This is a genomic window from Pseudomonadota bacterium (assembly GCA_030859565.1).
Lineage (GTDB): Bacteria > Pseudomonadota > Gammaproteobacteria > JACCXJ01 > JACCXJ01 > USCg-Taylor.
The window spans coordinates 1-13,818 of sequence record JALZJW010000105.1 but is presented as its reverse complement, the minus strand read 5'-3'; the positions used below and the strand labels follow the sequence as shown (position 1 = coordinate 13,818).

Below are 13,818 nucleotides of genomic sequence, written 5' to 3'. Positions count from 1 at the left end.
TGGTGCAGAGTGGCCGGTCGAGGTGGACGAGACGCTCGTCGGCGGCAAGACGCGGGGCAAAGGCCGCGGCGTTCACCACAAGACCTACGTCACAGGTGCCGTTGAGGTCCGCAAAAAGCGCGACCAGTCCATCTTGGCCACCAGTGCGTCCATGGACAAACCTGCACCGAGCCTGGCCAGGTGCCGTTACCGGTCGTTCGCAGACTTGCAACCCCAAGACTGATTCTTGGGTAAAGCTCGATACCGAAACCGGTCGGTTTATGGACCAGAAGTCCGATGAGGATCAGGCAGGGACGAATCACTCGCCGAAGCCTTCATCGAACGCATCGAAGGCAGCTGTTCCGGCGTCATGGGGCTGCCGCTCTGTGAGACTGCCGCTCTGTTAATGACGGTCGATATCGGAGTTTTGGCTACCGGGGCGACTTTCCGGGAGCCTGCCACAGTCGACGCGAATATAATTGTCACTTGGAATTTCAAGTCGATTGAAACTTTCAAAGAAACCCAGGGCTTATTCTGAGCACGCTGGCGCGACTCATTCTCTACGCTCAGGCCGTTCCGCTCGTTCGAACCGTTCTCTACGCTCTGGCCGCTCCGCCCGCTCGAATCGTTCTCTACGCTCGGGTCGTTCTAGTTTAACCCGCTCGAACCGTTCGCTGCGCTCAGGTCGTTCTAGTTTAACCCGCTCGAACCGTTCGCTGCGCTCAGGTCGTTCTAGTTTAACCCGCTCGAACCGCTCGCTGCGCTCAGGTCGTTCTAGTGTAACCCGCTCAACCCGCTCGCTGCGCTCAGGTCGTTCTAGTTTAACCCGCTCGCTACGCTCGGACCGTTCCGTACGTTCAATCCGCTCGCTACGCTCAGGCCGGCCCAATCGTGCGGCCTCGGGCCGTTCGGTTCTTTCCGTCGGCGTCTCGATCGGCTCTGATCGCTCTGCGCGTCCTCCCTGATCGACCTTCTCCGGCCGTATCATCCGACCCGTCTGTTCGATCTTATCCAGACGTGAATCCCGATGCTCGATTAACCTGGCCGCTGCCTGGCTCTCGAAGCTCTGGTCATGCTTTTCGGTGCCGTCATCTCGTTTGAGTGGTTTTAGTTGATCGAAACGATGTGCGTTATGGGAGGGTTGAGGGTGCTCTGCGGGCCTCGTTTGCGAGGCGAACTTCACTACAGATTCCCTCGAATTACGGCTCGCCGCGCGTTTCGCATGCACCGCAATTTCTAGGCTCTCGGGCCGTTCCAAACGCTCTATACGGTCCCGCCCATTCGCTGGCTCCGCAGACTCGCGTGCATCGTGTCCTGCGAGCGGATCGACGCGTCCTCTCTCAGCGGAATATTGAATATTTCCGCTATGTTTCGGGCTATTGAATACCCGATTTTGGTTGAGCACGGGCAATGCTTGCAAAGGAGGAAGAACATCCGACTGGTGCGGGGGTTGCCCCATTGACATCCATTGAAGAACGATATCTTCATTAGTGTTGCTCTCAGGCGGAAGACCGTAAAAGATGGGGATCTTGATCCCCCAATTCATCTCAGCGTCGTATGCCGGCAGGAAGTTGCTGTCCGTCCGTCGCTTTTCGGTATCTGTTCGATATCGATCGATCGATGGAATCAAGGCGACGGAAAACGCGATAAGCACTGCCGTAACCGCTAATACGTGACCACCTAAGTGTTCACGTAGCTTCATCCGCGCAAGATATGCGGAGGCCGCGGCGAAAAGGCGGCCGTGCCTTGTGTATAGCGCCACAGCCTCTCGGGGTAATTCCCTAAGCGATGCGTTTTCGTGCAACCATCGCACACCCTGCTGCTCAAAGCTCGATGGTTTCGCGGCTTTTTGAATCTTGCCGCTTTTCACATTTCCAAGAGCGAGCTCTTGGTACCACTTTCCCGGGTACTGTGCGCGCCTTGCCGGATCCGGTTGAAGGAGGTGGTCTACAAGCTGCAGGAATTGTTGCGAATACCGTCCGCGCCCCGCTTCGACGGCCGGGATAGAGATACCCACCGATCCTGTATCCGCATCTTTGATTCTCGCCCCACCGGCTGTGCTGACTGAGCCACTGATGGCGCTGAATAAAATCGCGCCCACGGCACGAATATCCGCCCAGGGATCAATTTGTTCGACCTTACCTAACGAACTCACATGCATCCACAACGGTCTATGCGCGATCGATCCGATTACCGCGACGCTAACGAGTAATACCGCGCTGCCATCTGGCCTAACAACGATATTCGCGGCACCCATATCGCGACAACTCAGCTTGAACTTATGGATCTCCGCCAATCCCTCAAGGATACAACGCAATATTTCCCGCAGCTCGGACTCTCCGAAAGTCACGCGCCTCGCCAGCATTTCCTCTAGGGTTCGTCCTTGTTCGTAGCCTCGGGCCATGTAGCCCGTGCCGTTGGTTTCGAAGACGTCAAGTACTTTGGCGATGTTGGGATGATTTAATCGCTCGAGGTTTTCAGCTTCACCGATAAAAATTTCCAACCCGCGATTAAAATCTGCGATGGACGAGTCGTGACACAAAACGACCATCCCATCAGCCCCGCGCCGTGCAAGCCGCGCTGGGAAGTACTCTTTGAGGACAGCCGGTCTATTTTCTTTTTGATGCTCGCAGAAATAGGTGATAGTGTCCGGGTTTTGGCCCGCAACCTTTGTCACGCGGTACCAAAGCAATTCCTCGCCCGGATAAGAATCTTTCTCAAGCGTATGCCGATCGGCAAGAGCAAAAAAATTGGGGGCAACCGTAGCCATAGACCTACTCCTTCCGACAATGATGCTCTACCCGGGTGCAATTGCACCCATCACCCCCTCCGAACGTAGCTTCTTCTATTATTGACATAGGCGCAAGCGGTTTCTTTCTTCCGGCGGATAGATGAACGACTATTTAGAATTGGACATCAGAGAACTCCGACACGCTGAGTCCCTGAATCCCTAGCTCTTCTCGAGGTGAAAAGAGCAAAGGCGTTTTTTTGGGAACAGATGCCGCTGCCGGAACGTGGCTCGGCGCGCCGGGCTCAGGGTGTATATTTAATTTGCACTCCGCCCCCTTCATCCGGACTGCCGTCCGTAAAACCGACCACCCCATAACCGGTGAACGACCAGGTCGGATTGAATTTCCACGTGAAATAGGGCGAGAACTCGAGTGCATCGTCCGCCGCGGCTGAAGCATTCTCCTGCCAGTCCAAAAACGCACCGCTCGTTAGCTGATCGGTGAATTTGTATGCTAAGCCGCCAAAGGCAAAGAATACGTTATCCAGAGGAACTCCAGGCGCATCACCTTTAAGTTTGTACCCAAACCCGGCAAGCGGGGTGAGCATGCCAAAGCTTTCGGAGACATCCGCTTGGAAGATGTAGTCATAGGAACCTGTTCCCAAACCGCGGCTTTCATCGGCGGTAGGAAATTTGACCTTAAAAGTAAGATCAATGAAGGGGATAAGGCTGGTCGGCGGTGGTTCGAAGCTATACATAACGCTTGCCACCACATCACCGATGCCGGTTTCTGTGGTTCTAGGAGCGGACGTCGGTCCTACGACGAGTGGTCTACCGTCGCCGACCACCACGCCACCGGGCCCGGTGATCTCCAAATAGGGCACGGTTAAGCGGGCGGTCAGAGGAAACCATTCGTATCTGAACAAAAACGGGACATACCAGATATCCGTGTCTTCAGTATCTCCGTAGTCTCCTGAGCTGAAGTCGAAACCGGTACTGAAGCTGAAAACTCCTGGCCCAGTATCGATAGCATGTGAACGCATGCCCGTCAGCGCGAACGCGAGACCTACAAAATAGGCGTGACGTTTTGAAAGGCAACGACATGGTCTCTTTTTCAAACCGATGAACTGCTCAATCGCCATTTCCGATCTCCTTACCTGCGGTGAGTTTAGAAACCCAAGAGGTCGAAGCTGACCTTCATCCCCGCATGCTCGAAGGCTGTGGGTGTAATAGGTGAATAGCGCCAAGGCCGCGAGCCCGGCCGAATCGATCGCATGGGTATAGGAAGAATAAACGCCCTTTTTCGTCGAAAGAAACAGTACTGATGGACCTTGGAATTGTCAATCACGCGAATCTCGGTCCAGAACCGCGGAATTTTCGGGCCATTGCATCCTCGGCGCGCCAAGCAGGCCCTTCCCTGGGCCTGGCTTTCATCGGCCCGAGGTACCAAATTTCAGGACCGTTTGCCGTCTCGCGCGAGCGCGAGAAACTGACCTTGCTCCCCGATGCCGAATCTTTTCTCAAAGCCGGGCACCTCATACCGGACACACGATTGGGAATCAGGCAGGGACGAATCGGTAGCCGATGCCTGTCTCAGTGATCAGTTGCTTGGCCCGTCCCGGATCATCTTCGCGTTTTTGCCGCAGGTGCCCCATGTAGATGCGCAGGTCGTGGGAGAGCGCCGCCAACAGCGTGTTCCGCAGCCGCTCGGATTCCATCTTGATCAGCGTGTCCTGGGCGACCGATACAAAATGGATGCGTTCGAGCGCGATCGCGGCCAACGCCGCGAAGGTGTCGAGCAGCGGCGTTGCTCGGGGATCATGAGCAGGCGCGCTTTGCTCGGCTCGACCACCAGCACGCCACGCACCCGCATGGGCGCCTTGAGCGGCAGATAGAGCTGCGAATTCGCCGGCAGTGTGTCGGTGCCGCTCCGGCCGGCTCGTTCTTGTCGTAGCACCACTGCGCCACCGCCAAGTCGTAGGCCGGCACTGCGCCATGCGCGGCCGGCACTTCCAGCTTGCCGGACAGATCGGGCAGCAGGATCGCTGCCTTGGCGCGGAAACTCGACTCCACGAACTTATCGCTGATCTCGACCACCTGTGTCTCGACCAAGGCCGAGGACAGCGACTTGGCCATCTCGCTTAGGCTGCGGGCACGCTCTTCGCGATAGCCTGCCACCCGCGCTTGATAGCGCAACCCGGCGGTGAGATGTCCGGTTACCAGACCGACAATCAACATGACTGTAAACGTGAACAGGTACTGTACATTGCTGACCGCGAAGGTGAGCCGCGGCGGCACAAAGAAGAAGTCAAACGAGGCGACGCCTAGCACGGCGGCAAGCGCCACCGGGCCGCGCCCGAACCGGTAGGCGATGAACACCACGCCGAGCAGGAACAGCATCACGATGTTGGCGAGATCGAAGTAATGCCGCAGCGGCGTCGCGAACAGCGTGATCGCGGTGCAGGTCAGCGTGGCGTACAAAGAACCAAAAAAAGGCGCGTCGCACGTTTGCCGTCCTCGCGCGGCTCCACCTCAGCGCTGGTCTCACGGCGCGCGCGATCTTCCTCTCGCGCCACAGTCAGGAAATCGATGTCGGGCGCTTTCGTGCCAAGGCGCTGGCTGAACGGCTGTCGTTCCCACCAGCGGAGCCGCGCGCGCGTGCTGCGCCCCACGACGATCCGGCCGAGATTGTTGCGCCGCGCGTAATCGAGCAGAGCCTCGACCTCATCCTGCGCCGGGAGGGTGGCCGTTTCCGCTCCCAGATCCTGGGCGAGCTTCAGCGTTTTAAGTATGGCGCGCCGCCGTGGCTCCGGCAGGCGTTGCAGCTCGGGGGTTTCCACGTATACGGCGTGCCAGGCGCTGTCGAGCTTGGCGGCCAGACGCGCCGCCGTGCGCACCACCTTTTCGTCCACGTCACTCGGACCGATGCAGGCGAGCAGGGTGTCGCGTGTGTGCCAGACCCGTGCTTCCGTGGTGGTGCGGCGGAATGCCCGCATCTGATCGTCGACGCGGTCGGCAGTCAGTCGCAGCGCCAGCTCGCGCAGCGCGATCAGATTTCCCTTGCGGAAAAAGTTCTGGATCGCGCGCTCGGCCTGCTCCGGCAGATAGACCTTGCCCTCGCGCAGCCGCACCAGCAGATCGTCCGGCGGCAGGTCGACCAGCACCACCTCGTTCGCCTCGGTACATCCGGCGAGCGAGTCGCTCGGGTCCGCGGCAAGCGCGGCGCGGCCGCTCGCTGATCGCGCCGCACATCCCGCCGCCGTCGTACCGTCCCGCGCCGATGGCGGCTTTAGCAACCTCAAGACCTGGCTCAACGGAACGCATCACGGCATTGAGGCGAAGTATCTCCAGAGCTATTCGGACGAGTTTGTATTTCCCTTCAACCGGCGCAACACGCCGATGGCGGCATTCCAAACCTTGCTCGCGATCGCTACCCAGACAGCGCCGCAAACCCTGCCGGAACTGGTCAACCGTAGAAGCATTTTGGTTCAATTGCAAGCGAGTGCTCCAGCGGGTAGTGTCTTAGTTTGAATTTTGGCTTCCGACCCTGAGCGGTTGCTCAACTAGCCCGAATTCAGACACTCAGTATTTCAAATCAGCGGACGCCGAAGACGGTCTTCTGGAATGAAGGTTAACCGCGCGAGAAGCGTCGCGGATAGGCGATGGCAAGCCCGGCCTTATGCTCTTCTGTCATCCCTTCGGCGAGGCCATCGAGCCACGCAAGCAAGTCGTCCCAGTTGTTCAAGCTGAAGACCTTGGTTCCGTAGGTCTGCTCCAAGGCCACTGTGGGCTTGGCCACAAGTTCCGCCATCGGCGTATCCATCACGAAGGCATCGCAGTAGGGCGCGTAGGTGGATATGTGGCTGACGTCGTAGAAGAAGCCAGCAAGGCGCTTCAGCGCACGCTCTTTGTTCGTATAGGCGCCCCTTTTGACCATGTCCTTCAAGGTTCCATAAATACGGGCCGACAGCTTGTGGTGCGGAGTCTCTTTGAAGTGCTCCGACTGCATAAGGAACATGGCGCAGAGACGTTGACGCTGGTCGTTTGGAACATCGGTCGGAGTGACACGCAGCATTGTTTCCACCACAGTTGATGCGACCGGTGCATTGAACTGTGCCTCGTAGTCGCCGGCAGCGATGCGGGCTACGTAGTCAAGGTAGAAGTCGATGTACCTTTTCCCGGAAATGCTGTACTCATCCTCAACATCTCGCTCAAAGGTCGTGGTCAGGGTTCGCCAATCGTCGAAAAAGCCGACCAGGCTTTCAATGGATTTGCCTTTTAATTCTCGGATTAGTTCGATATCTCTGGTGTATTGCCCAACCTCAATACGGAAGGAACTATCCCAACCATGGACGTCATTTCGCAGCACGTCGCTTTCAGCTAGTTCGTACGCAGCCGGCGCGTGTGCAAGCCAAGCCCTAAATGCCTTGATAAGCTGGATGCGATCTACCTTGAATGCCGCGATGAACGAGTGACCGCGAGAGGTGGCCTTGATGAATTTGAACAGTTCATCGCGGCGCGACCATTGGTGGGTTTCGTCTTTGTGTATGGACGAGTACGGGACTACGAGCAGTTGCAGCGACGTGGCTCGTTCGATTCGAGCCGCAGCGTCGAGAAAACGCTTCTCCTCCCCGCGGAACGCGTGGGAGAAGAAGAACTGGTCCAGGTACAGAATCTTCTTACGCAGCTTCGGTAGCGGCACGCGTTCGGAATAGCGGCAAGACTTGCAGCCCAGGTAGACGTACTTGCCGCCGAAGACGTCGACGTTGCCGAAGTAGTCCTTGTGGCCACAGCCAGGGCAGTCGCCGAGTACGTGGGACACAAGTGCCATGGCTTTTTGTTGGCACGTCCGTGTTGAATGGTTGTTAGGGCTCGGCCCCTTGCAGGGTCAAGCTGGCTGCCCGAATCGCCTGACGGAAGACCACGAAAAGCAGAACCAGGAGATCTCTTTCCGCCAATTCAGACGGATTGAATGTACCTTGCCTCCCAGTTGCCACATAAGCCTTAATGCCTTCTCGGAGCCGCTCAGACAAGCCGTTGTAGATGTCCATCACCTTCTTCTTTTCAATGTTCGCACCGAGGTCGTGGGCAAAGTTGTTTCTCAAAGTCCCGATCCTCTTCAACGGTAGTCTCATGTCGTTTGGAAGGCCACACGAAAGCGCAAGCTCAATTTTTCCTCGATACCCAATCCTTGACCAATCGCATCGCTCCTTGAATGGAAGAGACATTGATATCAGTTCTATCAGTTGATGCTCGACATGAAGATGGCCTTTCAGCACCAAACCCACGTCATCCTCTCGCATGAGGTCCTCGGAAAACTGCTGGTCTGGTATTTCCATGAGCCCTAATGGAGATCTCAGCGACCGGCCGCTTTTTGGCCGGTCCGCTGGAGCGGTTTGATACTAATTGAGGCCCCCCTCCCGCGACTTTCGGGCTTCGTAGGATAACCCTGCCATCCCACAAGTGGTTTCACTTAATGCGAAGGAGGAGGCCAAATGAAATTCTATACCGAACAACACAAGTATTACTGTGGTATCGATTTACACGCGCGCTCAATGTACGTCTGTATCCTCGATAACGAAGGCAATACCCTGGTACATCAAAACATGAAAACCTCTCGCCAGGCGTTCTTGGTCGTGATTTAGCCCTACCAGGAAGACCTGGCGGTCGCCGTCGAGTGCATCTTCACCTGGTATTGGATCGCCGATCTCTGCCGTCAGCAGGGCATTGCCTTTGTGTTGAGCCACGCGCTTTACATGACTCGCCGGTGATGGCGCTCTCGTGGACGCGACGCCCTCGATGACCTCGCCGTCGGCCGGGATCATGTCGCCGGCCTCGGCCAGCACCACGTTGCCGCGCCGCAGGTCCGCGCCCGGCAACAGATCCACCGTGGCGCCATGGCGCGGCTCGCGCAGCTTCTTGGCCACCACGAACTTCTTGGCACGGCGCAGCGCCGCGGCCTGGGCTCGGCTCCGGCCCTCGGCCAGCGCCTCGGCGAAATTGGCGAACAGCACCGTGAACCACAGCCACAGGGTCGTGACGCCGATGAACCACGCCGGTGCTTCGCCCTGACCACCGAGCGCCTGCACCCACAACCCGGTGGTGAGCAGGCTGCCGATGAAGACGATGAACATCACCGGGTTCTTGAACTGAACCCGCGGGTCCAGCTTGCGCAACGTGCCGACCAGGGCCGGCGTGACCAGGGTCGGATCGAACATGGAATGTCTTTTTGTCATCATATTGGTCACCTCAGTTTCCGGCCCACAGGATTAGATGCTCAACCACCGGCCCGAGGGCCAGGGCCGGGATATAGGTTAGCGCGCCCACCAGTAGTACCGTGCCGACCAAGAGTCCCACGAACAGCGGCCCGTGCGTAGGCATGGTGCCGGGTCCGTACGCCAGTCGTTTCTTCGCCGCGAGCGAGCCGGCAATCGCCAGTACCGGCACGATCACGGCGAAGCGTCCGAACCACATGGTGAGCCCGAGCCAGCCGTTGTAGAAGGGTGTGTTGGCGCCCAAGCCCGCGAAGGCGCTGCCGTTGTTGTTGGCCGCTGAGGAAAAGGCATACAGGACTTCCGAAAAGCCGTGCGCACCCGGATTGAAAATCGTCGACTTGCCGGCACTGGCCATCACCGCGATCGCCGTGCCGAGCAGCACCAGCGCCGGCGTCATCAGGATCGCGATCGACACCATCTTCATGTCGAAGGCTTCTATCTTCTTGCCGAGATATTCCGGCGTGCGGCCGATCATCAGCCCGGCGACGAACACCGCCATGAGCGCGAACACCAGCATGCCGTAGAGACCCGAACCGACGCCGCCGAACACGACCTCGCCCAGTTGCATCATCCACATCGGCACGAGACCGCCGAGCGGCGTGTAGGAATCGTGCATGGAATTTACCGACCCGTTGGAGGCGGCGGTGGTCGCCACCGCCCACAGCGCCGAGGCGCCGATGCCGTAGCGGGTCTCCTTGCCTTCCATGTTGCCGCCCGATTGCGTGTCGGAGGCCTGGCTATCCACACCGAGCGCCGCGAATTTCGGGTTACCCTGTTGCTCGAACGTCATGGCCGCGATCGCGGCGCCGACGAAGATCACCGTCATCGCCGCCAGCACCGCCCAGCCTTGACGGGTATCGCCCACCGCTTTGCCGAAGGTGTAACACAACGCCGCCGGGATCAGCAGTATCGCCAGCACTTCCAGGAAATTGGACAACGGCGTCGGGTTCTCGTACGGATGCGCGGAGTTGACGTTGAAGAAGCCGCCGCCGTTGGTGCCGAGCTGCTTGATGGCGATCTGCGAGCCGGCCGGCCCCATCGGCAGGGTCTGCTTGGTTGTTGTCAGGGTTTCACTGACCGGCTGGCCCGCGGCGTCCTTCACCGGCTGCCCGGAGGCGTCGTAGGTCGTCGGTTCGATCGTGGTGACTTCCTGGTAGGCGGAGAAGTTCTGGACGACGCCCTGGCTCACCAATACCAACGCCAAGACAAATGACAGCGGTAACAGCAGGTAGACCGTGGTGCGATAGAGATCGGCCCAGAAGTTACCGATGGTCTGCATTGAGTGACGCGCGAACCCGCGGATCGGGGCGAACACCACGGCGATGCCGGCCGCGGCCGAGACGAAGTTCTGCACCGCCAGGCCAAGCATCTGGGTAAGATAGCTCATCGTCGCCTCGCCGCCGTAGCCCTGCCAGTTGGCGTTGGTCACGAAGCTGATGGCGGTGTTGAAGCTCGAGTCCGGGGTGACGTTCGGCATCTGCTGCGGATTGAGCGGCAGCCACAACTGCAGGCGCTGCAGTGCGTATACCACGATGAATCCCACCAGGCTGAACACCAACACAGCCAGTGCGTACTCACGCCAGTTCATTTCGTCTTTGATGCCGCACAAGCGGAACACGCCCTTCTCGAGCCGCGCGAGCGGCTGCCAGCGCGGCGCTCCCATCAATTTGGCCATGTACAGGCCGAGCGGCTTGACCGCCGCCAACAGCATGACCAGGTAAACCGCCAACAGCAACCAGGATTGGGCGGTCATTTAGAGATCCTCCGCCTTAACGAGCGCGTAGACGATGTAGCCCAGTAACAGCACCGCGACCACGGCACCGATAACATAGATCGCACTCATATCATTTCCTCCGAGGCATCAGCCGCTCGCAACCGACTGCAAGCGCAACGGTTAAAAGAAAGAACGCGCTGATCAACGCACACCAGACGATATCCATAGGTCCTCCGGCTTGAATGACACGGCGCGAAGACTACCAACTTGGGCACCAAATCGGTGAAAAGAATAGGGGCTAGGGTATAAAAATGGTGTAAACGCCCGGACCCCCAGGCGCTGCTTAAGGGTCTGATCGAGGAGGGCGGCCCGGCGGCCCGCGACCCGCCGGGGGGGGGTCGCGTCGGGCCGGGCGCGGAACAGGATCCACAGCGCCGCCGGCAGGGCGGTGAAATCGGCCAGCATCGAGAGCACGCCGCTTCGGCGGGCAGCCATACGGCGGAACGCCAAAAAGCGGCTTCCGCTCTACTTTTACGCCTTACGCGCGTTAGAATTGAAGCATCGAAATACTCGTGGCGAGAAGCAATCATGCAAAATGCTTATATCGTGACCGGAAGAATGACCGATGCACGCACCGTGACACTGGACGAAGATCTGCCGCTGCCGCCGGAACGGGTGCGATTGGTGGTCGAGCCTCTCTCGACTTCGGCTCACCGACCCTACCGAGACGTCATGGCGGTGATCCGTGAGCGGCAAGCTCGGCGAGGCCATCAGCCGAGAACCCGCGAAGCGGTCGATGAATACCTGCAACGGGAACGGGAGAGCTGGGAGGAATAGTGCGTATCTATCTGGATGCCGCACCCGTTATCTATGCCGTCGAGCAGTTGCCTGGATTTGCGGCCCTCGTCGACTAACGCTTTTCTACCACGGGTGCCGTACTCGTCGCCAGCGACCTGACTCGTATGGAGTGCCGCGTAAAACCGCTCCGTGACAACGATGCCGATTTGCTCGGAGACTATGACCGGTTCTTCGAGGAAGCTCTCAACGAATGCGTTGCACTGACGCGCCCGGTACTCGCTTTGGCGACTGACATCCGGGCGCGATATGGATTCAAGACACCCGATGCCATCCACCTCGCCGCATCCGTCACAAGCTGTTGCGATCGATTTCTGACCAACGACCGTCGGCTGGAACATTTTTCTGGTATCGGGATGGATGTGATCCAAATCAAGCCCTGAGTCACTGTAACGGGCAACCCGATGCCTGCCTATCCAGGCGCTGCTCAAAGATCTGATCGAGGAGGCGGGCCCGGTGGCCCGCGAGACGCCGGCGGGTCTGCGTCGGGCCGGGCGCGGAACAGGATCCACAGCGCCGCCGGCAGGGCGGTGAAATCGGCCAGCATCGAGAGCAGGAAGGCGAGCGCGGCGAGCAAGCCGAACTCGCGCATCGGCGGCAGCTCGGCCAGCATGAAGGCGAGGAAGCCGCCGGCGTTGATCAGCGTGGCGAAGAGGATGGCGCGCCCGGCTGCCTGTAGCGTGTGCCGCATCGCCTGCTCGACCGTGCCGTCCCGCCGCCCCTCGATGTAGTGGTAGAAGAAGTGGATCTGATCGTTCACCGACGCGCCCAGCACGGTCGAGGCGATCAAGATGGTGGCGATGTTCAACATCAGGCCGGTAGCGCGCATGAACAGGAACATCACCAGGATGGCGAAGATCGACGGGATGATCGCCATCAGCCGTGCGAGGTCGATGGCGAGGCTCTCGACCGCCGGGTTTTGCCCCGCCTGTGGCGCCCGGCGCAGGGCAGAAACTGCCGCTCACCTTGTCGATCACGTCGCTGAATGCATCAGGTGATTGACCAGGCGACCTGGCTTCGTTAAAGTAGTGCTGAACACTACTTAGGGAACGATGCACATGAAGATTATCTCCGCCGGTGACGCCAACCGGCATTTCTCCAGTGTGCTGCGCGAGGTCGCTAAGGGCGAGACCGTTATTGTGACCTCGCGCGGCAAACCCGTGGCCGCCATTGGCGCCTTGCCCCGCGATGAACCCCTGCGCCGCTCCGCCCGGCAAACCCTGCTGCAACGTCTACGGACCCAACCCGCCACCGGCCAACGCGCCTGGACGCGCGCGGAACTCTACGAGGACCTCGCTTGAGGCTCGCGCTCGATACCAATATCCTTGCCTATGCCGAAGGCGTGGGGGAGGAGGCGCGCTTTGTAGCGTCGCTCGAACTGATCGCCGCGCTACCCGTGGACAGTGTGGTGTTGCCCGCCCAAAGCTTGGGCGAGCTATACCGGGTGCTCACGGCTAAGGCCAGGCGCGAATCTCGGGCCGCACGGGCGGCGATCCTGGAATGGTCGGACACCTTTGTCGTGGCCGATTCTACCTGGACCGCGTTTCAATCCGCGCTGGATCTGGCGAGCACCCACGCCTTGCAGATCTGGGACGCCCTGATCCTCTCGGTCGCCGCCGAATGCCAATGCCGCCTATTGCTTACCGAGGATTTGCAGCCAGGCTTTGTTTGGCGCGGCGTCACGGTGGTCAATCCCTACGCGGCACCTGCGCACCCGCTGCTTCAACGGGTTTTGGAGGCCCGTTAATAGCATGGTCATAAGCAGGACGGGCACGGCCCGGGGCTTCCCTCACCCGACCGCGCTGCGCCGGGACGACCGGGCGCTGCTCAAGGGTCTGATCGAGGAGGCGGGCCCGCTGGCCTGCGACCCGCCGGCGGGTCGGCGTCGGGCCGGGCGCCGAACAGGATCCACAGCGCCGACGGCAGGGCGGTGAAGTCGGCCAGCATCGAGAGCAGGAAGGCGAGCGCAGCGAGCAAGCCGAACTCGCGCATCGGCGGCAGCTCGGCCAGCATGAAGGCGAGGAAGCCGCCGGCGTTGATCAGCGTGGCGAAGAGGATGGCGCGCCCGGCCACCTGCAGCGTGTGCCGCATCGCCTGCTCGACCGTGCCGTCCCGCCGCCCCTCGAGGTAGTGGTAGAAGAAGTGGATCTGATCGTTCACCGACGCGCCCAGCACGGTCGAGGCGATAAGGATAGTGGCGATGTTCAGCATCAGGCCGGTAGCGCGCATGAACAGGAACATCACCAGGATGGCGAAGATCGACGGGA

Annotated in this window: 16 protein-coding genes and 5 pseudogenes; 8 read left to right on the top strand and 13 right to left on the bottom strand. The window is 59.5% G+C overall.

Annotation, left to right across the window (positions count from 1 at the left end; translation table 11 throughout):
• Both M3436_14800 and M3436_14795 read left to right on the top strand, forming a co-directional pair.
• Window positions 1-121 (top strand): annotated as a pseudogene (locus M3436_14800) (IS1595 family transposase).
• A 192-nt stretch (window positions 122-313) separates the two neighbouring features.
• A pseudogene (locus tag M3436_14795) lies at window positions 314-391 on the top strand (Maf family protein).
• Between the two features lie 141 nt (window positions 392-532).
• On the opposite strand, the gene M3436_14790 reads toward M3436_14795, so the two are convergent.
• The 5 genes from M3436_14790 to M3436_14770 all read right to left on the bottom strand — a co-directional run bounded on the left by M3436_14790 (window position 533) and on the right by M3436_14770 (window position 5,874).
• Window positions 533-2,749, bottom strand: coding sequence for a hypothetical protein (locus M3436_14790; GenBank protein MDQ3565336.1), 2,217 nt, complete (start codon window positions 2,747-2,749; stop codon window positions 533-535).
• A 263-nt stretch (window positions 2,750-3,012) separates the two neighbouring features.
• Window positions 3,013-3,849, bottom strand: a complete 837-nt coding sequence (locus tag M3436_14785) for a hypothetical protein (GenBank protein ID MDQ3565335.1) — start codon at window positions 3,847-3,849, stop codon at window positions 3,013-3,015.
• Window positions 3,850-4,266: 417 nt separating this feature from the next.
• Complete coding sequence (locus M3436_14780) at window positions 4,267-4,488, bottom strand: hypothetical protein (protein ID MDQ3565334.1); 222 nt, start codon at window positions 4,486-4,488, stop codon at window positions 4,267-4,269.
• A 37-nt stretch (window positions 4,489-4,525) separates the two neighbouring features.
• Entirely contained in the window at window positions 4,526-5,188 is a 663-nt protein-coding gene (locus tag M3436_14775; GenBank protein ID MDQ3565333.1) for a DUF4118 domain-containing protein, read from the bottom strand.
• Entirely contained in the window at window positions 5,173-5,874 is a 702-nt protein-coding gene (locus M3436_14770; GenBank protein ID MDQ3565332.1) for a hypothetical protein, read from the bottom strand. The genes M3436_14775 and M3436_14770 overlap by 16 nt, the downstream gene beginning before the upstream one ends.
• 121 nt (window positions 5,875-5,995) lie before the next feature.
• On the opposite strand from M3436_14770, the pseudogene M3436_14765 reads away from it, so the two are divergent.
• Window positions 5,996-6,238, top strand: a pseudogene (locus M3436_14765) (transposase).
• A gap of 100 nt (window positions 6,239-6,338) precedes the next feature.
• On the opposite strand, the gene M3436_14760 reads toward M3436_14765, so the two are convergent.
• Together M3436_14760 and M3436_14755 are read right to left on the bottom strand one after the other, a co-directional pair.
• On the bottom strand, window positions 6,339-7,538 hold the full coding sequence (locus tag M3436_14760) for a hypothetical protein (protein ID MDQ3565331.1): 1,200 nt from the start codon (window positions 7,536-7,538) through the stop codon (window positions 6,339-6,341).
• 34 nt (window positions 7,539-7,572) lie between these two features.
• Window positions 7,573-8,046: a hypothetical protein gene (locus M3436_14755; protein MDQ3565330.1), complete on the bottom strand. Its 474-nt coding sequence runs from the start codon at window positions 8,044-8,046 to the stop codon at window positions 7,573-7,575.
• A 156-nt stretch (window positions 8,047-8,202) separates the two neighbouring features.
• Between M3436_14755 and M3436_14750 the strand changes: the two are divergent.
• A pseudogene (locus tag M3436_14750) lies at window positions 8,203-8,466 on the top strand (IS110 family transposase).
• A gap of 24 nt (window positions 8,467-8,490) precedes the next feature.
• On the opposite strand, the pseudogene M3436_14745 reads toward M3436_14750, so the two are convergent.
• The 4 genes and pseudogenes from M3436_14745 to M3436_14730 form a co-directional block, all read right to left on the bottom strand.
• Window positions 8,491-8,943, bottom strand: a pseudogene (locus tag M3436_14745) (potassium-transporting ATPase subunit B).
• Between the two features lie 13 nt (window positions 8,944-8,956).
• Window positions 8,957-10,735 carry a potassium-transporting ATPase subunit KdpA gene (gene kdpA / locus M3436_14740; GenBank protein MDQ3565329.1) on the bottom strand — a complete coding sequence of 593 codons (1,779 nt, stop codon included), beginning with the start codon at window positions 10,733-10,735 and terminating at the stop codon, window positions 8,957-8,959.
• Window positions 10,736-10,825 (bottom strand): K(+)-transporting ATPase subunit F, encoded by a 90-nt coding sequence (kdpF, locus tag M3436_14735; GenBank protein MDQ3565328.1) that lies wholly within the window; start codon window positions 10,823-10,825, stop codon window positions 10,736-10,738.
• 72 nt (window positions 10,826-10,897) lie between these two features.
• Window positions 10,898-11,191 carry a hypothetical protein gene (locus M3436_14730; protein ID MDQ3565327.1) on the bottom strand — a complete coding sequence of 98 codons (294 nt, stop codon included), beginning with the start codon at window positions 11,189-11,191 and terminating at the stop codon, window positions 10,898-10,900.
• A 93-nt stretch (window positions 11,192-11,284) separates the two neighbouring features.
• Between M3436_14730 and M3436_14725 the strand changes: the two genes are divergently transcribed.
• Window positions 11,285-11,533 (top strand): hypothetical protein, encoded by a 249-nt coding sequence (locus tag M3436_14725; protein ID MDQ3565326.1) that lies wholly within the window; start codon window positions 11,285-11,287, stop codon window positions 11,531-11,533.
• A 125-nt stretch (window positions 11,534-11,658) separates the two neighbouring features.
• The gene (locus M3436_14720; GenBank protein ID MDQ3565325.1) at window positions 11,659-11,934 is read left to right on the top strand and encodes a PIN domain-containing protein; all 276 of its coding nucleotides are present in this window, start codon (window positions 11,659-11,661) and stop codon (window positions 11,932-11,934) included.
• 44 nt (window positions 11,935-11,978) lie between these two features.
• Here the strand turns inward: M3436_14720 and M3436_14715 are convergent, their stop codons facing one another.
• On the bottom strand, window positions 11,979-12,428 hold the full coding sequence (locus M3436_14715; protein MDQ3565324.1) for an MMPL family transporter: 450 nt from the start codon (window positions 12,426-12,428) through the stop codon (window positions 11,979-11,981).
• A gap of 181 nt (window positions 12,429-12,609) precedes the next feature.
• Between M3436_14715 and M3436_14710 the strand changes: the two genes are divergently transcribed.
• Together M3436_14710 and M3436_14705 are read left to right on the top strand one after the other, a co-directional pair.
• Window positions 12,610-12,852: a type II toxin-antitoxin system prevent-host-death family antitoxin gene (locus M3436_14710; GenBank protein ID MDQ3565323.1), complete on the top strand. Its 243-nt coding sequence runs from the start codon at window positions 12,610-12,612 to the stop codon at window positions 12,850-12,852.
• Window positions 12,849-13,298, top strand: a complete 450-nt coding sequence (locus tag M3436_14705) for a PIN domain-containing protein (GenBank protein ID MDQ3565322.1) — start codon at window positions 12,849-12,851, stop codon at window positions 13,296-13,298. Before M3436_14710 ends, M3436_14705 begins: the two co-directional genes overlap by 4 nt.
• 80 nt (window positions 13,299-13,378) lie before the next feature.
• On the opposite strand, the gene M3436_14700 is transcribed toward M3436_14705, so the two are convergent.
• The coding region (locus M3436_14700) for an MMPL family transporter (GenBank protein ID MDQ3565321.1) at window positions 13,379-13,818 on the bottom strand (440 nt) is incomplete at its 5' end.

Bases quoted from the DNA above. Each gene is read 5' to 3' on its own strand.
- M3436_14710 (MDQ3565323.1), top strand. From the start codon at position 12,610: ATGAAGATTATCTCCGCCGGTGACGCCAACCGGCATTTCTCCAGTGTG.
- kdpA (MDQ3565329.1), bottom strand. From the start codon at position 10,735: ATGACCGCCCAATCCTGGTTGCTGTTGGCGGTTTACCTGGTCATGCTG.
- M3436_14715 (MDQ3565324.1), bottom strand. From the start codon at position 12,428: ATGGCGATCATCCCGTCGATCTTCGCCATCCTGGTGATGTTCCTGTTC.
- M3436_14730 (MDQ3565327.1), bottom strand. From the start codon at position 11,191: ATGGCTGCCCGCCGAAGCGGCGTGCTCTCGATGCTGGCCGATTTCACC.
- kdpF (MDQ3565328.1), bottom strand. From the start codon at position 10,825: ATGAGTGCGATCTATGTTATCGGTGCCGTGGTCGCGGTGCTGTTACTG.
- M3436_14755 (MDQ3565330.1), bottom strand. From the start codon at position 8,046: ATGGAAATACCAGACCAGCAGTTTTCCGAGGACCTCATGCGAGAGGAT.
- M3436_14785 (MDQ3565335.1), bottom strand. From the start codon at position 3,849: ATGGCGATTGAGCAGTTCATCGGTTTGAAAAAGAGACCATGTCGTTGC.
- M3436_14760 (MDQ3565331.1), bottom strand. From the start codon at position 7,538: ATGGCACTTGTGTCCCACGTACTCGGCGACTGCCCTGGCTGTGGCCAC.
- M3436_14790 (MDQ3565336.1), bottom strand. From the start codon at position 2,749: ATGGCTACGGTTGCCCCCAATTTTTTTGCTCTTGCCGATCGGCATACG.
- M3436_14725 (MDQ3565326.1), top strand. From the start codon at position 11,285: ATGCAAAATGCTTATATCGTGACCGGAAGAATGACCGATGCACGCACC.
- M3436_14720 (MDQ3565325.1), top strand. From the start codon at position 11,659: ATGGAGTGCCGCGTAAAACCGCTCCGTGACAACGATGCCGATTTGCTC.